The organism is Thalassobacter sp. HA4-2, assembly GCF_055693705.1.
In genome coordinates this window covers 1,049,706-1,068,347 of sequence record NZ_JBVFUK010000001.1, presented here as the reverse complement: position 1 = coordinate 1,068,347, position 18,642 = coordinate 1,049,706, and the positions used below count along the sequence as shown (strand labels likewise).

General features: G+C 64.3%; 16 protein-coding genes. 7 read left to right on the top strand and 9 right to left on the bottom strand.

All coding sequences use genetic code 11. The annotated features are described in order from the left end of the window. Positions 1 to 14: 14 nt before the first annotated feature. The 6 genes from acs to ACZ1G0_RS05440 all read right to left on the bottom strand — a co-directional run bounded on the left by acs (position 15) and on the right by ACZ1G0_RS05440 (position 7,372). Positions 15 to 1,961 carry an acetate--CoA ligase gene (gene acs / locus ACZ1G0_RS05465; RefSeq protein ID WP_472736022.1) on the bottom strand — a complete coding sequence of 649 codons (1,947 nt, stop codon included), beginning with the start codon at positions 1,959 to 1,961 and terminating at the stop codon, positions 15 to 17. Between the two features lie 66 nt (positions 1,962 to 2,027). Beyond that, the gene (locus tag ACZ1G0_RS05460) at positions 2,028 to 2,783 is read right to left on the bottom strand and encodes an ABC transporter ATP-binding protein (RefSeq protein WP_472736021.1); all 756 of its coding nucleotides are present in this window, start codon (positions 2,781 to 2,783) and stop codon (positions 2,028 to 2,030) included. Positions 2,784 to 2,849: 66 nt separating this feature from the next. Beyond that, positions 2,850 to 3,611 carry an ABC transporter ATP-binding protein gene (locus tag ACZ1G0_RS05455; protein ID WP_472736020.1) on the bottom strand — a complete coding sequence of 254 codons (762 nt, stop codon included), beginning with the start codon at positions 3,609 to 3,611 and terminating at the stop codon, positions 2,850 to 2,852. Between the two features lie 12 nt (positions 3,612 to 3,623). After that, positions 3,624 to 4,868, bottom strand: coding sequence for a branched-chain amino acid ABC transporter permease (locus ACZ1G0_RS05450; RefSeq protein ID WP_472736019.1), 1,245 nt, complete (start codon positions 4,866 to 4,868; stop codon positions 3,624 to 3,626). A gap of 3 nt (positions 4,869 to 4,871) precedes the next feature. Then, a complete protein-coding gene (locus tag ACZ1G0_RS05445) occupies positions 4,872 to 5,903 on the bottom strand; it encodes a branched-chain amino acid ABC transporter permease (RefSeq protein ID WP_472736018.1) in 1,032 nt (343 codons plus the stop codon). A 119-nt stretch (positions 5,904 to 6,022) separates the two neighbouring features. Beyond that, positions 6,023 to 7,372, bottom strand: a complete 1,350-nt coding sequence (locus ACZ1G0_RS05440) for a substrate-binding protein (RefSeq protein ID WP_472736017.1) — start codon at positions 7,370 to 7,372, stop codon at positions 6,023 to 6,025. 234 nt (positions 7,373 to 7,606) lie between these two features. Between ACZ1G0_RS05440 and ACZ1G0_RS05435 the strand changes: the two genes are divergently transcribed. The 7 genes from ACZ1G0_RS05435 (at position 7,607) to nthA (ending at position 14,312) form a co-directional block, all read left to right on the top strand. Further along, positions 7,607 to 7,927, top strand: coding sequence for a helix-turn-helix domain-containing protein (locus ACZ1G0_RS05435; RefSeq protein ID WP_472736016.1), 321 nt, complete (start codon positions 7,607 to 7,609; stop codon positions 7,925 to 7,927). Beyond that, positions 7,924 to 8,895 (top strand): short-chain fatty acyl-CoA regulator family protein, encoded by a 972-nt coding sequence (locus tag ACZ1G0_RS05430; RefSeq protein ID WP_472736015.1) that lies wholly within the window; start codon positions 7,924 to 7,926, stop codon positions 8,893 to 8,895. Before ACZ1G0_RS05435 ends, ACZ1G0_RS05430 begins: the two co-directional genes overlap by 4 nt. A gap of 98 nt (positions 8,896 to 8,993) precedes the next feature. Then, positions 8,994 to 9,371, top strand: a complete 378-nt coding sequence (locus ACZ1G0_RS05425; protein ID WP_472736014.1) for a response regulator transcription factor — start codon at positions 8,994 to 8,996, stop codon at positions 9,369 to 9,371. After that, a complete protein-coding gene (locus ACZ1G0_RS05420; protein WP_472736013.1) occupies positions 9,368 to 9,622 on the top strand; it encodes a hypothetical protein in 255 nt (84 codons plus the stop codon). Before ACZ1G0_RS05425 ends, ACZ1G0_RS05420 begins: the two co-directional genes overlap by 4 nt. Positions 9,623 to 9,626: 4 nt before the next feature. Further along, entirely contained in the window at positions 9,627 to 12,305 is a 2,679-nt protein-coding gene (locus ACZ1G0_RS05415) for an ATP-binding protein (protein WP_472736012.1), read from the top strand. 73 nt (positions 12,306 to 12,378) lie between these two features. After that, complete coding sequence (locus tag ACZ1G0_RS05410; RefSeq protein ID WP_472736011.1) at positions 12,379 to 13,569, top strand: FliM/FliN family flagellar motor switch protein; 1,191 nt, start codon at positions 12,379 to 12,381, stop codon at positions 13,567 to 13,569. 77 nt (positions 13,570 to 13,646) lie between these two features. After that, positions 13,647 to 14,312: a nitrile hydratase subunit alpha gene (nthA, locus tag ACZ1G0_RS05405; protein WP_472736010.1), complete on the top strand. Its 666-nt coding sequence runs from the start codon at positions 13,647 to 13,649 to the stop codon at positions 14,310 to 14,312. Here nthA and ACZ1G0_RS05400 read toward each other — a convergent pair. The 3 genes from ACZ1G0_RS05400 to acnA all read right to left on the bottom strand — a co-directional run bounded on the left by ACZ1G0_RS05400 (position 14,309) and on the right by acnA (position 18,354). Beyond that, positions 14,309 to 15,028 carry a DUF1223 domain-containing protein gene (locus tag ACZ1G0_RS05400; RefSeq protein ID WP_472736009.1) on the bottom strand — a complete coding sequence of 240 codons (720 nt, stop codon included), beginning with the start codon at positions 15,026 to 15,028 and terminating at the stop codon, positions 14,309 to 14,311. The two genes, nthA and ACZ1G0_RS05400, sit on opposite strands and share 4 nt — an antisense overlap. 58 nt (positions 15,029 to 15,086) lie before the next feature. Beyond that, positions 15,087 to 15,536, bottom strand: a complete 450-nt coding sequence (locus ACZ1G0_RS05395) for a methyltransferase family protein (RefSeq protein WP_472736008.1) — start codon at positions 15,534 to 15,536, stop codon at positions 15,087 to 15,089. A 112-nt stretch (positions 15,537 to 15,648) separates the two neighbouring features. Then, on the bottom strand, positions 15,649 to 18,354 hold the full coding sequence (acnA, locus tag ACZ1G0_RS05390; RefSeq protein WP_472736007.1) for an aconitate hydratase AcnA: 2,706 nt from the start codon (positions 18,352 to 18,354) through the stop codon (positions 15,649 to 15,651). Positions 18,355 to 18,642 lie beyond the last annotated feature (288 nt).

The window sequence follows — 18,642 nt, the reverse complement described above, 5'->3', positions numbered from 1 at the left end:
CCCGCCCTACCCAATCAGGCCCGGTTCATCCGGTTCTCGATCAGGTCATCCACGACCGAAGGGTCAGCCAGGGTCGAGGTATCCCCCAAAGCCCCGAAATCATCCTCGGCAATCTTGCGCAGGATCCGGCGCATGATCTTGCCAGACCGCGTTTTTGGCAGGCCCGGGGCCCATTGGATCAGGTCGGGTTTGGCAATGGGGCCGATTTCCTTGCGGACCCAGTCGGACAACTCCTTGCGCAGATCGTCGGTGTATTCCTCGCCGCCCATCAGGGTGACATAGGCATAGATGCCTTGGCCCTTCACCTCGTGGGGGTAGCCGACGACCGCGGCCTCGGCCACCTTTGCGTGGGCGACAAGGGCGCTTTCCACCTCGGCCGTGCCCATACGGTGGCCAGAGACGTTGATCACATCGTCCACGCGGCCTGTGATCCAGTAGTACCCGTCCGCGTCCCGGCGGCAGCCGTCGCCGGTGAAGTAGTAGCCCTTGTAGTCGCTGAAGTACGTCTTTTCGAACCGCGCGTGATCGCCCCAGACCGTGCGCATCTGCCCGGGCCAGCTGTCGCGCATGCACAATACGCCCGAGGCCTCGGTCTCGGTCTGTTCTTCCGCCGATTGCGGATCCAGGATCACCGGTTGCACCCCAAAGAACGGCAGGGTGGCCGACCCCGGTTTGGTGGCAATCGCCCCGGGCAGGGGTGTCAGAAGGTGACCACCGGTTTCCGTCTGCCAGAAGGTATCGACAATGGGGCACGCCCCCTTGCCCACCACGTCATTGTACCAGTTCCATGCCTCGGGGTTGATGGGCTCGCCCACGGTGCCCAGGATGCGCAGGTCCGACAGGTCGTGTTTTGTCACCCAATCGTTGCCATGGGCCATCAGGGCGCGGATGGCGGTGGGGGCGGTGTAGAACTGGGTGACCTTGTGCTTGGCGCAGACCTGCCAGAACCGGCCCGCGTCGGGATAGGTGGGCACGCCTTCGAACATGATGGTGGTCGCCCCGTTGGCCAGGGGCCCGTAGACGATATAGCTGTGGCCGGTGACCCAACCCACGTCCGCCGTGCACCAGAAGATATCGCCCTCGTGGTAATCGAAGGTGTACTGGTGGGTCATGGACGCATAGACCAGATAGCCGCCCGAGGTGTGCACCACCCCCTTGGGCTGTCCGGTAGAGCCTGAGGTATACAGGATGAACAGCGGGTCTTCGGCGCCCATCTCCTCCGCCGGGCAATCCTCGGCCACCCCTTCGGCCAGCGCGTAGTAGTCCAGATCGTGGTCGGTCCAGGTGGTCTGGCCGCCGGTGTGTTTGACCACCAGCACCTTGCACGGATGGATGACGTGCAGCATCGCCTGATCGGCGTTGGATTTCAGGGGCGTCTTGCGCCCGCCCCGCGGTGCCTCGTCCGCCGTGATCACCAGTTTCGCGTCGCACCCGTTGATCCGCGCGGACAGGGCATCGGGGGAAAAGCCCGCGAACACGATGGAATGCACCGCCCCGATGCGTGCGCAGGCCAGCATGGCATAGGCGGCCTCTGGGATCATGGGCAGGTACAGGACCACCCGGTCGCCCTTGCCGACCCCCTGCCCCTTGAGGACATTGGCCATTTTGCAGACCTCGGCGTGCAGCTGGCGGTAGGTGATGTGTTTGGCCGGGGTGTCGGGGCTGTCGGGTTCCCAAATGATCGCCGTTTGATCGCCGCGCGTCTCCAGATGGCGGTCAATACAGTTGGCGGCCACGTTCAGGGTGCCGTCCCGGAACCATTCGATCGAGATGTTGCCGGGGGCAAAGCTGGTGTTCTTCACCTTGGTGAAGGGTTTGATCCAGTCCACCCGCTGCCCGTGTTCGGCCCAGAACGCCTCTGGGTCCGCCACGCTGGCGGCATACATGGCGTCATAGGTGGCGCGGTCGGCGTGGGCCTTGGCGGCGAGGTCGGCACTGGGGGGATAGGACGTATCGGTCATCGGGCGGCCTTTCGGATCACGGAATGGAAAAAGGGCGCCCGGTTCACGCGGACGCCCTGCATGGGCTTAGATGGCGAGGTATTCGGCCCGCAGTTCGGCGTCTGCCAGAACGTCCTTGGCCAGACCGTCATAGACGATGCCGCCGGTGTCCAGGATCACCGCACGGTCGGCCAGTTCCAGCGCGCGCACGGCGTTCTGTTCCACAAGGATGGTGGTCATGCCCTGTTCCTTGATGTGGATGAGGGTCTTTTCGATCTCGTCCACAATCACGGGGGCCAAGCCTTCGTAGGGTTCGTCCAGCAGCAGCACCTTGATGTCACGACACAGCGCGCGGCCGATGGACAGCATCTGCTGTTCGCCGCCCGACAGGGTCGTGCCCTCTTGGGTGCGGCGTTCCTTGAGGCGGGGGAACAGGTCGAACACACGCTCGATAGACCAGCCGATGGGGGGCGCGATTTGCGCCAGTTGCAGGTTTTCCTCGACCGTCAGGCCCGGGATGATGCGCCGGTCCTCGGGCACAAGTCCAAGGCCCGCTTGTGCCGCCTGATAGGACGACATGTTGTGCAGGGGCTGGTGGTCCAGCCAGATCTCGCCCCGGGTCACCTGCGGGTCGTCCAGACGGGCGATGCCGCGCAGGGTGGTGGTCTTGCCCGCCCCGTTGCGGCCCAGCAGGGCGAGGATCTCGCCCTCGTGCACGTTGAAGCTGATGCCTTGAACGATGTAGCTTTCCCCGTAGTAGGCGTGCATGTCGTAGACCGACAGGAACGCAGGCGCCGTGGCCGCCGCATTGGCGTTTTTGTTGAAATCGGGTTTCACATTCATGAGTTTATCCTTTGCTTCCTCGACTTTCGCGCCGGGCCCTTGCGGGCCAGGCACGGTCAAGAAACGCTATTGGCCAGAGTTCTCGCCCAGATACGCTTCGCGCACCTTGGGGTGACCCTTGATGTTTTCCGGCGTGTCTTCGACCAGGGGCGTGCCCTGGGCCAAAACGGTGATCCGATCCGCAAGGCTGAACACCACGTGCATGTCGTGTTCGATGATCGCGATGGTGATGTCGCGCTCGTCCTTGATCTGTTTGAGAAGGTCGATGGTGTTGTTGGTGTCCGCCCGCGCCATGCCGGCGGTGGGTTCGTCCAACAACAGCAGGGACGGTTGTTGCGCCAGACACATGCCGATTTCCAGCCGCCGCTTGTCGCCGCGCGACATGGAGGAGGCCTGCATGGCGTGTTTGTCCGCCATGTTCATTTCCTCCAGCATGGCCTCGGCCCGTTCCACGATGTCCCGGTGGCCCGTCACGCTGCCGATGGCGTTCATTTGAAACATCCCGTCGCGTTTGGCGAAACAGGGGATCATCATGTTTTCCAGCACCGTCAGATCGCCAAAGATCTCGGGCGTCTGGAACACGCGGGACACGCCCATCTGGTTGATCTCGTGCGGGGAGCGGCCCAGCACGGATTGCCCCTTGAAACTGACCGACCCGGTGTCGGGCATCAGTTTGCCCACCAGACAGTTCAGCAACGTGGACTTGCCCGCCCCGTTGGGGCCGATGATCGCGTGGCAGGTGTTGTCCTCGATGCTGAGGTTCACATCACCCAGGGCTTGCAGACCGCCGAAGCGTTTCCCAACCCCTTTGACTTCAAGAATACCCATTGCATCCTCTCCTTATTCTGCGGGGGTTGTTTTGGCGTCGGCGTCAGCCTCGGCGGTTTTCTTGCGGCGGAACCGGGCCGCGATGCGTTGACCGCCCTCGACCAGACCACCGGGCAGAAAGATCACCACCAGCATGAAGATGATGCCCAAGGTCAGGTGCCAGCCCTTGCCGATGAAGGGATAGACGATGGCGACCATGAAGTTCTCGATGCCGTCGGGCATGAAGGCGAACCATTGGTGCAGGATCTCGGAGTTGATCTTGGACAGGATGTTTTCCATGTACTTGATCGCGCCCGCGCCCAGAACCGGCCCGATCAGGGTGCCGACACCGCCCAGGATGGTCATCAGGACCACCTCTCCGCTTGCTGTCCAGAACATCCGTTCGGGGCCTGCCAGCGGATCCATGGCGGCCATCAGGCCCCCGGCCAGACCCGCATACATGCCCGAGATCACAAAGGCCGCCAGCATGTAGGGTTTGGGGTTCATGCCCGTGTAGGACAGGCGTTGCTGGTTCGACTTGATCGACCTCAGCACCAACCCGAAGGGCGACCGGAAGATGCGGATCGACAGATAGAACGCCAACAGCATGATCACCGCGCAGAAGTAGTAGCCCGCCGAGAAGGTGAACAGCCAGTCGCCCACGGCCCATTCCGTGCTGGAGCGCATTTCAAGGCCAAACAGGCTGGGCACGGGGATGTTGCCATCCTCTGCCGCGACGCTGCCCAGGATACGCGGGTCTTGCAGGGTCAGTTGCAGGCCGGTTTCGCCCCCCGTCAGCCCCTTTTGCAGCAGGCCCTGCTTGTCCGGGCCGTCCATGTCCGTGGCCAGAACCGAATAGGCCAGCGAGTAGGACATCATGGCAAACGCCAGCGTCAGGATCGAAAAGTAGATGCCCGAGCGGCGCAGGCTGATATAGCCGATCAGCACCGCAAACAGCCCCGACACGATGATCGCCAGCGCCAGCGCGGGCAGGACGTTCATGCCGAGCAGCTTGAACATCCACATGGCCGAATAGGACCCCACCCCCAGAAACGCGGCGTGGCCAAAGGACAGATACCCCGTCAGGCCGAACAGGATGTTGAACCCGATGGCAAAGATGCCAAAGATCACGAACCGCTGCATCAGGTCAGGATAGCCCGCGTTGAACTGCGCCATGGCGCTGCCCTCGGGGAAGGGGTTCAGGAAGAAGGGGGCGAAGGTCACAAGGACCCCGACCAAGATCAAAAGACGCACGTCTTTTTTGTTGAGACCGAGCATGGCTTAGTCCTCCATCACGCCTTTGCGACCCATAAGGCCACGGGGACGTGTCAGTAGAATGATGATGGCTACCAGATAGATGATCACCTGATTGATGCCGGGAATGATGTCGATGACTTGGGACATGGAGGCAAAGCTTTCGAGGATGCCCAGCAGGAAGCCCGCCAGAACCGCACCCGGCAGCGACCCCATGCCGCCCACAACGACCACCACGAAGGACAGCACAAGGAAATCCATGCCCATGTGGTAGTTCGGACTGTTGATGGGCACGTACATCACCCCCGCAAGCCCCGCGACCGCCGCCGCGATCCCGAACATGATGGTAAAGCGTTTGTCGATGTTGATGCCCAGCAGGCCCACGGTTTCCCGGTCGGCCATGCCCGCGCGCACAACCATCCCAAAGGTGGTGAACTGCAGAAAGGCAAAGATCGCGCAGATGATCACGGCGGCAAAGCAGAAGTAGACGATCCGCCAGTAGGGATAGATGATCGACCCCTCGCCCAGACCCAGCATCGCGCCGAAGTCGAACGACCCGATGAACGCGGACGGGGCCGGTGTGGGGATCGGGTTCGCACCGTAGTAGTACTTGATGATCTCTTGCAACACGATGGCCAGACCAAAGGTCACAAGGATCTGGTCCGCGTGGGGGCGTTTGTAGAAGTGTTTGATCAGACCCCGTTCCATGATCACGCCGATGGCGATCATGACCGGAATGGCGAACAGGATCGACAGGGGCACGGCCCAGTCGATGATGGCCGCCCCCGTCACCTCGCCGAATATGTCATAGATGTAAGGCACATCGACCTTCAGGGGGTTGCCCAGAAAGTCGGTCCGCGTCTCGTCGATCACCGTGTGGGACAGCGTCAGGATGTTGCTGAGCGTCACCGCACAGAAGGCACCGATCATGAACAACGCGCCGTGGGCAAAGTTCACCACACCCAGCGTGCCGAAGATCAGCGTCAGGCCAAGCGCAATCAGCGCATAGGCAGAGCCCTTGTCGAGCCCGTTTAGAATTTGCAGAATAATTGCGTCCATTGTCCCACCTTCGGAGAGTTGGTGCCGCTGCCGCGGATGCACCCGTGGCCTGGCCCGGGATGCGATAGCAAAGAGAGAGGGGTGGTGGGGACGCACGCGCCCCCACCGGTAACCTAGGCTTATGCGCCGGGGTTACATGTGCCCAGAGAGCCGCCCGCGAACTGCGGGTGGTCGTGGTCGTAGGTGACCTGCTCGACCGGGGTGACTTCGACGATTTCCAGAAGGTCGAACTCGGAGGTCGGGTTCTCTTTCCCTTTCACGACCAGCACGTCCTTGAAGCACTGGTGGTCGTCGGCACGGTAGAGGGTCTTGCCGTTGCCCAGACCGTCGAATTCGAAGTCCGCAAGGGCCTCGTCCACGGAACAGGGGTTGAACGACCCGCCACGCTGCACGGCGTCTGCATAGAGCAGGGTCTGCACGTAGCAGGTGTGCGCCGCCTGAGAGGGCGGGAAGCCGTACTTGGTGCCGAAGGAGCGTACGAAGGCCTGGGACCCTGCGTCCTGCAGCGACCAGTGCCAGTTGGTGGAGCCGAAGATCCCCTTCACGTTGGCGCCCGCACCCTTGGCCATCAGGCGCGAATACAGGGGCACCACGATCTCGAAGTTCTTGTCGTTGACCATACGGTCGCGCAGGCCGAACTGCACCGCGTTCGTCAGGGAGTTCACCATGTTGCCGCCGTAGTGGTTCAGAACCAGAACGTCTGCGTCCGATTGCAGAACGGGCGTGATATAGGCCGAGAAGTCGGTCTGTGTCAGCGGTGTCAGCACGGTGTTGACCGTGTTCCAGCCGATGGCCTCGGTCGAGGACCGGATGGCTTCTTCGGTGGTGTAACCCCAGTTGTAGTCTGCGGTCAGGTGATAGGCGTTTCGGTCGGTGCCGTAGTTGGCCGCCAGAACCGGGGCGAGGGCCGCGCCTGTCATGTAGGAGTTGAAGAAGTGGCGGAACCCGTTGGCACGGCGGTCCTTACCGGTCGTGTCGTTGGAGTGGGTCAGACCGGCCATGAAGATCACGCCTGCCTCTTGGCACAGGGCCTGCACGGCCACAGCCACGCCCGAGCTTGATCCACCGGAAATCATCACAGCGCCGTCTTTTTCGATCATCGACTTGGCCGATGCGCGGGCGGCGTCGGATTTCGTCTGGGTGTCGCCCGTGACGTATTCGACTTTCTTGCCAAGGATGCCCTGACCCGTCAGCGCCTTGGAGCTGAAGGTTTCCAGCATCCCGTTGTCGGCGCCGGTGCCGTTGAGGTGTTCCACGGCCAGTTCAAACGCGCGCAGCTCGTCTGCGCCTTCGTCCGCGTAGGGGCCGGTCTGGGGCACGTTGAAGCCCAGCGTGACAGTGTCGCCCGTGGGCGCGTTGGTGAAGCCAGCGTGGCCGTCGGCACGCAGATATGTGGGCAAGGTCAGCGCGGCACCACCAGCGGCACCAGCCTTCAGAACGCCGCGGCGCGAGAAGTTAGATTTGGACATAAAGTCCCTCCCTTTTTTAAGATGTGAGACCTGCTCCTCCTCCAAGGCGCGGTTCTCAGTCCTTTTACAAGACATACCCAGTATCGCGGATAGAAAGAAAACTGCGCAACAACCCTATGCGGGGAAACAACTATTCTGTAAACAAATACACGCTGCAACCGCACAAACTGTAAACGGATTTTCTTGCATGTGCAGAAAGCCCTTGGAAATGCTAAAGAGTTAACAGAGGCGCCCTTGGTACAATCCCTTCCCGTCGGATCGCGCATCCGTGAACACCGCCTTGCCCGTGGTCTGCGACAGGCGGATCTGGCGCGACATATTGGCATCTCTGCCAGCTACCTGAACCTGATCGAACACAACAGGCGCAGAATCGCGGGCAAATTGCTGACCCGGATCGCCGCGACCTTGCAGGTGGATCACGCCGAACTGGTCGAGGGCGCGGATCAGGTTCTGCTGGGCACCATGCGCAGCGCTGCCGACAGCCACGGCCTGCCGCCCGAGGCCCTTGCCACCGCCGAAGAGGTGATCCGCCGCTTCCCCCATGGGCCGGGTTGATCCGGGATCAGGCCGCCCGCATCGGTCAGTTGGAACGCACCATCGACGTGCTCAACGACCGTCTGACCCACGACCCCGCCCTGTCCACGGCCATGCACGAGGTGTTGTCGACGGTGTCCGCCGTCCGCTCCACGGCGTCGATCCTTGCAGGCACCCCCGAGATTGACCCCAACTGGCTGGCCCGGTTTCACACCAATCTGGATCAGGACAGCCGCCGTCTGGCCGAGGCTGCGGAAAACATGGTCAGCTATTTCGAGGCCGAGGTGGAACAGGGCGAAGGCTACGTCGCCCCGGTCGAGGCGCTGACCGCCTTCATGGACGCCCACGCCCACCACCTGCCCGCCTTGGAACAGCGCGGGGCCGAGGCCCTCGCGGATATCTTGGCCGAGGCGGCAGAGGCCCCCATGTTGCGCTTCGTGCTGGAACGGCACCTGCGCGGCTATATCGCGGATGCAGAGGCCCTGCCCGCCCCCGAGCTTGCCGCCCTTGGCACCGCCGATCCCTTTGCCATCGCCCACGCCACGGGCCGCCCCCTGGACCAAGTGCTGCGCCGCCTTGCGGTGCTGGGCGGCACCGAAGGCCTGCCCGAGGCGGGCCTGATCCAGACCGACAGCGCAGGCGCGCTGACCTACCGCCGGCCCATCGACGGGTTCAACGTCACCCTTGTGACGCCGGGCTGTCCCCTGCTGCCCCTGTATCAGGCCATCACCCGCCCGCATTATCCCCTGCACACCCGGGTGCAGATGCCCGACGGGACGCAGTTCGACACCTGGGCCATCGCCCTGCCCGTCCACCCGGACCTTCGGGACGTGGTGCAGGCCACCATGCTGATCCGCCTGTCCGCAGGCGAGCGGAGCGCGGCCCCCCTGCCGGCCCCCTTGCACGTCGGCCCCTCGTGCCGGGTGTGTCCCCGTGGGGACTGTCTGGCGCGGCGCGAACCCTCGCTGGTGGCAGCAAACACCCTCTAGCGGATCTGGCCTTTGGCGTATCTGGTTTTGACAGCCCCCCGTCCCGCGCCCATACTGGCCCCCATGCGCGGGGGCAAACCCGCCGGGAGGAAGACCACATGGCCAAGACGGTTCTGCTGATCGAGGATGAGCCCAATATCATCGTCGCCATCAGTTTCATTTTGCAGCGCGACGGGTGGCGCGTGAAAACCCATTCCGATGGCACCACCGCCCTAGAGGCCGTGGCCCGCGAAGCGGCGGATGTGATCATTCTGGATGTGATGCTGCCCGGGCGCTCGGGCTTTGACATCCTTGCGGACATCCGCGCGCATGACGCCGTGGGCCAGACCCCTGTCCTGATGCTGACCGCCAAGGGCCAGACCAAGGACCGCGCCCGGGCCGAGGCCTTGGGCGTCACCCGGTTCATGACCAAACCCTTTGCCAACCAAGATGTGTTGGAGGCGGTCGAGACTCTGTACGAAGGCGCCACCTCGTGACCCCGAAATCCCGCGCCCTGTTTCTGGAACGCGAGACCTATCGCAAGAACCGCGTGGCCGATGCCGCGCGCCTGCTGCCGATCCTTGGGGCGGTTCTGTTGCTGTTTCCGGACATCATTTTGTCAGATCCGGACAATGCGCGGGGGGCGACGGCCCCGTGGCTGACCTATTTCTTTTCGGCATGGCTGCTGTTGATCGGGCTGGCCTTGTGGCTGGCGCGCACGTCGCGCGCCATCACGGACAAGGACTGACACGGTGTCCCTGAACGGTCTGATCGCTGTCAGTCTGGCCTATGTCGCCGCCCTGTTCGTCATCGCCTTTCTGGCCGAACGGCGCGCCGCGCGGGGGCAGCTGCGGCTGCTGCGCTCGCCGCTTGTCTACACCTTGTCCCTGTCGATCTATTGCACCGCGTGGACCTTTTACGGCGCGGTGGGGTCCGCGGCCCGGTCGGGGCTGGAGTATCTGACGATCTATCTGGGCCCGACACTGGTGTTTCTGGGCTGGTGGTGGCTGCTGCGCAAATTGGTCCGGGTGGGCCGGGCGCAGCGCGTGACCTCCATCGCGGACCTGATTTCCAGCCGATATGGCAAGTCCAACGGGCTGGCGGTGCTGGTCACGATCCTCGCCGTGATCGGCACCACCCCCTATATCGCCCTGCAACTGCAATCTGTGACCCTGTCCATCGAGGTCTTTGCCGACCTGGAGGGGGTTGCCCATGACACCGGGCAGACCGGGTTCTGGATCGCCATCGGTCTGGTGATCTTCACCATCCTCTTTGGCACCCGCAATCTGGACACCAACGAACGCCACGACGGCATCGTGTCCGCCATCGCGGTCGAGGCGATTGTCAAGCTGGCCGCCCTGCTGGCCGTTGGCGTCTTTGTGGTCTGGGGCGTGGCCATGGGCCCTGCGGACATGATCCAACGGATCGAGGCCAGCCCGATCGCCGACTGGACCTCGTCGTCGGGACGGTGGGTCGGGCTGACGTTCCTGTCGGCGGCGGCGGTGATCTGCCTGCCGCGCATGTTTCAGGTCATGGTGGTCGAGGCCAGCGACGAACGGCACCTGGCCACCGCCAGCTGGGCCTTTCCCCTGTATCTGATGGCGATTTCCATCTTCGTGGTGCCCATCGCCGTGGTGGGGCTGGACCTGTTGCCTGCGGGGTCGAACCCAGATCTGTTCGTGCTGACCGTGCCCTTGGCCATGGGCGAGGACGGTCTGGCCACGCTGGCCTTTCTGGGCGGGTTTTCGTCGGCCACATCCATGGTCATCGTCGCCTCCGTGGCGCTGGCCACGATGCTGTCGAACCACATTGTCATGCCCCTATGGCTGGCGACGCGGGGCCAGGGCGCGACCGTGTCCGGCGACGTGCGCCACGTGATCCTGATCGCCCGGCGGGTGTCCATCGGGGCGGTCATGGCCATGGGATATTTCTACTTTCGCCTGACCGGGGGCACGGTGGCGCTGGCCTCCATCGGGCTGGTGGCCTTTGCGGGACTGGCGCAGGTGCTGCCGGCCCTGCTGGGCGGTCTGTTCTGGCGCGGGGCCACGCGGGCGGGGGCGGCCTGGGGCATCTCTTTGGGGTTTGGCATCTGGGGCTACACCATGTTGCTGCCGGTGCTGGAGGGGGTCGTGGTCCCCACCAGCCTGATCGTGGACGGCCCCTTTGGCATCGACTGGCTGCGGCCCACGCACCTGTTCAACCTGCCCTCGGCAGATCCGCTGCTGACCACGCTGGTGCTGTCGCTGGGGGTCAACACCTTGGCGTTCTGCACGGCGTCCCTGTTGTCCTTCCCCACCCCGCTGGAGCGGTTGCAGGGCGTGCAATTCGTCAACGTGTTCGAATACTCCACCGCCCCGCGCGGCTGGAGCGGGGGCAAGGCCGCGTCCGAGGACCTGTTGATCATGGCCCAACGCATCCTTGGCGCGCGCGAGGCACAGGCCCTGTTCCAGACCGGCGCGCAGGCCCAAGGCAAGGACGGCTATCTGCCCGACCCCACCCCCGATTTCATCGAAGCGTTGGAACGCGAACTGGCCGGGTCCGTGGGGGCCGCCACCGCCCACGCCATGATCGGGCAGCTGACGGGCGGGGCCTCTGTGTCCGTGGACGACCTGATGGCCGTGGCGGACGAGGCGGCCCAGATCATGGAATACTCGGCCCGGTTGGAATCCAAGCAAGAAGAGCTGACCCGCACCGCCCGCAAACTGCGCGAGGCCAACACCAAGCTGACCAACCTGTCCTTGCAAAAGGACGCCTTTCTCAGTCAGGTCAGCCACGAGTTGCGCACGCCCATGACCTCGATCCGGGCGTTTTCGGAAATCCTGATGTCCGGGGACCTGTCGCCGCAGGACTTGCACCGCTACTCGGGCATCATACAGGACGAAAGCCTGCGCCTGACCCGCTTGCTGGACGATCTGCTGGACCTCAGCGTGCTGGAAAACGGCCAAGTGGTGCTGCACACGGGGCCCACGACCCTGCGCGCGGTGCTGGACCGGGCCGTGGCCTCGTCGTCGTCGATCACCCGGGACGCGCTGGAGGTGTACCGCGACCCCTTGGCCGAAGAGATCCCCCTGCACACCGACAGCGACCGGCTGGCACAGGTGTTCATCAACCTGATCACCAACGCCAAGAAGTATTGCGACCACGACACCCCTGCCCTGCGCATCGTGGCGCGGCAGGGGGATGGCGTGGTGACAGTGGATTTCACCGACAACGGCGCGGGCATCCCCAGTGCGGCGCGCAATTTGATCTTCGAGAAGTTCTCGCGCCTGACCGATCAGGCCTCGGCGGGCAGTGCGGGGCTGGGTCTGGCGATCTGCCGCGAAGTGATGCAGCGTCTGGGCGGGTCCATCGACTATCTGCCCGGCCAACAGGGCACCGCCTTTCGCGTGACCCTGCCATTGGCGCAGCAGGTGCGGGACGCGGCGGAATAACCGCCTGCCCATGAACGAAATCTTTACCTTGCTGCGCCCATAAACGGGGGCCAGCCCGGGCGAGGATTGTGTCATGTCGGACGAACAGCAGCTATCGGTGATCCGCCGCAAGGCCGGTGCGCGGGCCGGCGCGCCGCCACCTGCGCGCGGGATGAACCCCCTCAAGGCGTTGCGACAGGCCCTTGTGCAATCGGCAGAGGGGTTGTCGGGTCTGGAATTGCTGGTCAACGCCGAGACCGCAGAGGTGTTGGAACAATCGCAGGTGCTCAAGGCCCTGCCCGATATCGCCCTGTTTTCCGTCCTTGATGGCCCGGCCGAGGCGCGCGGCGTCCTCGTGATCTCCTCCAGCCTTGTGGACGCGGTGATCGAAGTGCAGACTATGGGCCGGGTGGACCGCGCCGCGCGTACGCCCCGCCGCACGACCCGCATCGACGCCGCCCTGACCCGGGATTTCGTCGAAGGCATCCTGACCGGATTTGCCGAACGCAGCGCCGAGATGGCCGAGGATCGCTGGACGCGCGGCTATACCTACGGCACCAACCTGCCGGACCCCCGCCCCCTGATCCTGATGTTGGAGGAGGGGGACTACCGCGTGCTCCGCACAGAGGTGTCCGTGGGTGCGGGCCTGAAAGAGGGGACGGTCTGGATGATCCTGCCCGCCACCGCCGCAGGGGCCACGCCCCCGGTGATCCGGCCCGGTGTCGCCGCGACCCCAAACGCGCCCGTGGACCCGGTGTGGCAGGCGAAACTGACCCAGGCCGTGGACCCCGCGCCCATGCGGATGGAGGTGGTCCTGACCCGTCTGACCCTGCCGCTGCACGAGGTTATGGCCCTGAAGGCCGGTGATCTGCTGCCCGTCAGCCGCGCCAGCGTGACACAGGCCCAGATCGAAGGCCCCGGCGGCGCGCTGGTGGCCAAGGGCCGGGTGGGCCAGCTGAACGGGATGCGGGCGATCTGTCTGGACCTGTCCGGCGAAGGGGCGGCCCCGGCTATGGCGGCGCCCCCGAACCCAAGCGCGCCCCCCGCCGCAATGCCCGCCGCGATGTCCGCCCCCATGCCCGGCGCCGCACCGCAAGCGTCCGTGCCCATGGACACCCCCATGGATGCGCCTATGGATGCGGCCTTTGAGGGGGGCGCCCTGCCGGATTTGCCGGACCTGCCCACCCTGCCCGACGCAGGCGCACTGCCCGATCTGCCGGACCTTCCAGATCTACCAGAGCTTCCCGATCTGCCAGACTTGCCCGACTTGCCGCCCCTCGACTGATCCACCGCTTCGTGCCCAGCACTTGGCACTGGACATCGCCGCCCCCATAGGCACGATGCGAAGGGACGGAGACCGACATGCCCCACGACCACCACGACCACCACGACCATCCTCACGACGACCACGACGACGACAATGGGCACCCCACCCGCGCCGACGACGATGCAACGCTGAGCTATTGGCAGACCATGGAAATCGCCGTGCGGGAGTTGTTGATCGAAAAGGGCGTCACCACCGCCCAGGCTGTGACCGCCCAGATCGACGCGATGGACGCGCGCAGCCCCGCCAACGGGGCCGCAGTCGTGGCGCGGGCTTGGGTGGACCCGGACTTCCACACGCGGCTGCTTGCAGATGCGTCCAAGGCCAGCGCCGAGATGGGCTATGACATCGGCCCCCTGCGTCTGATTGCGCTGGAAAACACCGACGCGGTGCACAATGTGATCGTCTGTACCTTGTGTTCCTGCTATCCGCGCAACCTGCTGGGCCTGCCGCCCGATTGGTACAAATCCCGCGCCTACCGCGCCCGCACCGTGCGCGAACCCCGCGCCGTGCTGGCCGAGTTTGGCCTGACCCTGCCTGCCACGACACAGGTGCGCGTCCACGACAGCACTGCCGACATGCGCTATATCGTGGTGCCGCAACGGCCGGCGGGCACGGAAAACTGGTCCGAGGCAGACCTTGCAGCACTTGTCAGCCGTGACAGCATGATTGGCGTGGCGCAGGCCCGGCCGGCCGCCCCCTAGTCCAGACGCACCGCGCCCAGGATCGCCCCCGGACCCGGGGCTTGGATCAGGACAACGCGGTGCTGCCCCTCGACCCCGGCGGGCAGTGTCTGGGCCAGATCCTGTGCCCCGTCCCAGGTGCCCACGGTCTGCCAGTCAGACACGACGTGGCTATAGGTGATTGCCTTGCCCGCATTCTCGCCGTGGCCGATCTGCACTGTGGTCGGCGGCAAGTAGGACACCACATGCACCTCTGCCGCAGTCTCAAACGCTGCCTCGGTCGATCCAGTCACCTGCGTGCCCTCGGGGGTGGAGGCCACGCGCAAGGTTACAGGCATCGACGCGGCGCGGTGCGCGGTGATATGCTGCATCACCTCCATGGGGCGGCTGCCCTGCACGGAGGTCTGGCCGTTGATCACCATCTGCGGCGTGTAGACCACGCGGCTGCCGGTGCCATAGGCATAGGCCTTTTGCCGCGCGGCGTGTTCGGGGCGGGCAAAGGTGTCGGGCCAGCCGATGAAATCCCAGTAATCCACGTGCAGGGCGAGCGCGATGATATCCGCCTCCTGCCCCAGATCGTGCAACAGGGCATCCGCTGGCGGGCAGGACGAACACCCCTGGGAGGTGTAAAGTTCCACAACCACCGGATCGGCGGCGGCGCACAGGGGCGACAGGGCCGCGACGGTAGTCAGGGCGGCGGTCAGGGCGGCGCGGCGAAGGGGGCGTGTTAATGTCATGATTTGAATATAGGCCCCCTGCCCGGCGACTTCCAATCAAGGAATTGCGAGGACCGTGTCAGAGCCAGCGGTTGGTGCGGGCGAAATAGGCCTCTGCCCGGTCGCCAAAGGCCGCGCGCAGGGCCTCTTCCTCGGGGCGGACAAAGCGGATTTCGATCACCGCCACGAAAAGGGGCACCAACATGCCCAGCACCGGGCGGCCCCACCAGATCACAGCCCCCGCCAGGATCACCGCCATGCCGATGTAGATCGGGTTGCGGGACCAGCGGAACGGGCCGCCGGTGATCAGGTCGGTGGGCGCGTGGTGCGGCTCGATCGTGGTGCGGTGGCGGCGGAACCACCACGCGGACCAGCCGATCAACGCGACCCCCAGGGCCGCGACGCCCACGGCCACCCCTTGGGTGGTCGGGTTGGCCAAGGCCCCCGGCCCCCAGATCTGCACAACGGTCCAGCCGATGCCGAGAAACAGCGCAAGCCACAGGGGCGGAAGATCGGGAAAACCTTTCATCCCCAAACCTGACCACGCCCGCCCCGCACCGCCCATGGGACGCGAGGCCGCACCAACGCAAAAGCCCCCCGCGTCGGAAAACGCGAGGGGCCTTTGATCGGTGAGTCAGGGCTTACTCAGCCGCGACTGCGCCCTCAGAGGCAAGGTTACGCAGCACATAATGCAGCACGCCGCCGTTCTCGATGTACTCGATCTCGACCTCCGTATCGATCCGGCACTTCAGCATGATGTGCTTGACGGAGCCGTCGGCCATGGTGATCGTGCAGGGCACCTCTTGCAGGGGCTTGATCGTATCCAGACCGGAAATCGCCACCGTCTCATCGCCCGTCAGACCCAGGGTCTTGCGGGTGTCACCGCCGGTGAATTCGAACGGGATCACGCCCATGCCCACCAGGTTGGAGCGGTGGATGCGTTCAAAGGATTCAGCAATCACAGCCTTGACGCCCAGCAGCGCCGTGCCCTTGGCCGCCCAGTCGCGCGACGACCCGGCCCCGTATTGCTCCCCGCCGAAGATGACCAGCGGCGTGCCCTGTTCCTGATACGCCATGGAGGCGTCAAAGATCGACGCCTGCGCGCCATCGGGTCCCTTGGTATAGCCGCCCTCGACCCCGTCCAGCATCTCGTTCTTGATGCGGATATTGGCGAATGTGCCACGCATCATGATCTGGTGGTTGCCGCGGCGCGACCCGTAGCTGTTGAATTCGCGCACAGGCACCTGACGTTCCAACAGGTACTGACCGGCGGGCGTGCTTTCCTTGAAGGACCCGGCGGGGCTGATGTGGTCGGTGGTGATCATATCGCCCAGCAGGGCCAGCACCTTGGCACCTTCGATGTTGCTGATGGTGCCGGGCTCCATGCCCATGCCCTGGAAATAGGGCGGGTTCTGCACGTAAGTGGAGGCCGCGGGCCAGTCATAGGTCTCGGCATCCGTGATCTCGACGGATTGCCATTTCTCATCGCCCTTGAACACATCGGCGTATTTGGTCTGGAACGCCTCGCGGGTGACGGTCTGTTCGACCAGTTCGGCCACCTCTTGGGTGGTGGGCCAGATGTCGCGCAGGTAGACGTCCTTACCCTCTGGGGTCTGGGCGATGGGGTCCGTGGCCAGGTTGATGTCCATGGTGCCCGCAATGGCATAGGCCACGACCAGCGGGGGCGAGGCCAGGTAGTTCGCGCGCACGTCCGGGCTGATCCGGCCCTCGAAGTTGCGGTTGCCCGACAGCACGGCCGTGGCCACCAGATCGCCCTCGGCAATGGCCTCGGACAGTTCGGGCTGGATCGGGCCAGAGTTGCCGATGCAGGTCGTGCAGCCATAGCCCACAAGGTTGAAGCCCAGCTTGTCGAAATCTTCCTGCAGGTTCGCGGCCTCCAGGTATTCCGACACCACTTGGGACCCGGGGGCCAGGGATGTTTTCACCCAAGGCTTGCGGTTCAGGCCAAGGGCCGCGGCCTTGCGCGCCACCAGACCCGCGCCGATCATCACATATGGGTTGGAGGTGTTGGTGCAAGACGTGATCGAAGCAATCACCACCTTGCCCGATTCCATGGTGTAGTCTTCGCCTTTGACCGCGACTTCCTTGCCCATGGGACGTTTGAAGGTCTCGGCCATCTCCTTGGCAAAGGCCGCCTTGGCGTCCGTGAGGGCGACATAATCCTGCGGGCGTTTGGGCCCGGAAATCGCAGGCACGATCGTGCCCATGTCGAGGCTGAGGGTGTCGGTGTAGACGGGGGCGTAATCCGCGTCGCGCCAGAACCCGTTTTCCTTGGCATAGGCCTCGACCAGGGCGATCCGGTCCTCTTCGCGGCCCGTGGTGCGCAGGTAACGCAGGGTCTCGTCGTCGATGGGGAAGAAGCCACAGGTCGCGCCGTATTCCGGTGCCATGTTCGCAATCGTCGCACGGTCGGCCAGGGGCAGACGGTCCAGACCTTCGCCGTAGAATTCCACGAATTTGCCCACCACGCCCTTCTCGCGCAGCATTTCGACCACTTTCAGCACAAGGTCCGTGCCGGTGGTGCCTTCCATCATGGAGCCCGTCAGCTCAAAGCCCACAACCTCGGGGATCAGCATGGAAATCGGCTGGCCCAGCATGGCGGCCTCGGCCTCGATGCCGCCCACGCCCCAGCCCAGAACGGCCATGCCGTTGACCATGGTGGTGTGGCTGTCGGTGCCGACCAATGTGTCGGGATAGGCCACCTGCACACCGTTCTGATCTTCGTCGGTCCAGACGGTTTGGGCCAGATACTCGAGGTTCACCTGGTGGCAGATCCCGGTCCCGGGGGGCACCACGCGGAAGTTGTTGAATGCCTTTTGACCCCATTTCAGGAAGGTATAGCGCTCCAGGTTGCGCTCGTACTCCCGGTCCACGTTCATCTGGAACGCGCGGGGGTTACCGAACTCGTCGATCATGACCGAGTGGTCGATGACCAGATCAACCGGGTTCAGGGGGTTGATCTTCTGCGCGTCGCCGCCCAGCGCCTTGATCCCGTCGCGCATGGCGGCCAGATCCACCACGGCAGGCACGCCGGTGAAATCCTGCATCAACACGCGGGCCGGGCGATAGGCGATCTCGCGGGGGTTCTTGCCGCCCTTGGCACCCCATTCCGCAAAGGCCTTGATGTCATCCACGGACACCGTGCGCCCGTCATCCTCGAACCGCAGCATGTTTTCCAACACGACTTTCAGCGCGGCGGGCAGCTTGGAGAAATCCCCAAGGCCAGCGGCCTGCGCGGCGGGTATGGAATAGTAATCAATAGACTGCGACCCGACGGTCAGTGTCTTGCGGGTCTGTGCGGTATCTTTGCCAACGACGATGGTCATGGTGATCGGTCTCCGAGACTCAAGGAATGGGAAGTCTGACGCCCAAATGCCAAATGCCGCAGCACCAATCAAGCCCTTCGGCATACAAGTGTATACGAAAGGACAATCGGCCACACCTTCCCCGGTCTTCATTGGGTCCCAAGTACCCAAACCCGCCGCCACAGCCCGCGCAGCGTCGATCAAAGGCCGCGCCCCCACCACGGGCACCGCAAAAAATCGCGTGCGGCGCAGCCGCTCCGTTTGGTCAAACCCCGCACCTGTGTCCAAAGGTTCGCGCGAGGGAGGGGG

Excerpts from the sequence above, each read along its gene's own strand:
- ACZ1G0_RS05400 (WP_472736009.1), bottom strand. The coding sequence starts at position 15,028 with ATGACATTAACACGCCCCCTTCGCCGCGCCGCCCTGACCGCCGCCCTG.
- nthA (WP_472736010.1), top strand. The coding sequence starts at position 13,647 with ATGCCCCACGACCACCACGACCACCACGACCATCCTCACGACGACCAC.
- ACZ1G0_RS05425 (WP_472736014.1), top strand. The coding sequence starts at position 8,994 with ATGGCCAAGACGGTTCTGCTGATCGAGGATGAGCCCAATATCATCGTC.
- ACZ1G0_RS05410 (WP_472736011.1), top strand. The coding sequence starts at position 12,379 with ATGTCGGACGAACAGCAGCTATCGGTGATCCGCCGCAAGGCCGGTGCG.
- ACZ1G0_RS05395 (WP_472736008.1), bottom strand. The coding sequence starts at position 15,536 with ATGAAAGGTTTTCCCGATCTTCCGCCCCTGTGGCTTGCGCTGTTTCTC.
- acnA (WP_472736007.1), bottom strand. The coding sequence starts at position 18,354 with ATGACCATCGTCGTTGGCAAAGATACCGCACAGACCCGCAAGACACTG.
- ACZ1G0_RS05440 (WP_472736017.1), bottom strand. The coding sequence starts at position 7,372 with ATGTCCAAATCTAACTTCTCGCGCCGCGGCGTTCTGAAGGCTGGTGCC.
- ACZ1G0_RS05445 (WP_472736018.1), bottom strand. The coding sequence starts at position 5,903 with ATGGACGCAATTATTCTGCAAATTCTAAACGGGCTCGACAAGGGCTCT.
- ACZ1G0_RS05455 (WP_472736020.1), bottom strand. The coding sequence starts at position 3,611 with ATGGGTATTCTTGAAGTCAAAGGGGTTGGGAAACGCTTCGGCGGTCTG.
- acs (WP_472736022.1), bottom strand. The coding sequence starts at position 1,961 with ATGACCGATACGTCCTATCCCCCCAGTGCCGACCTCGCCGCCAAGGCC.
- ACZ1G0_RS05460 (WP_472736021.1), bottom strand. The coding sequence starts at position 2,783 with ATGAATGTGAAACCCGATTTCAACAAAAACGCCAATGCGGCGGCCACG.
- ACZ1G0_RS05450 (WP_472736019.1), bottom strand. The coding sequence starts at position 4,868 with ATGCTCGGTCTCAACAAAAAAGACGTGCGTCTTTTGATCTTGGTCGGG.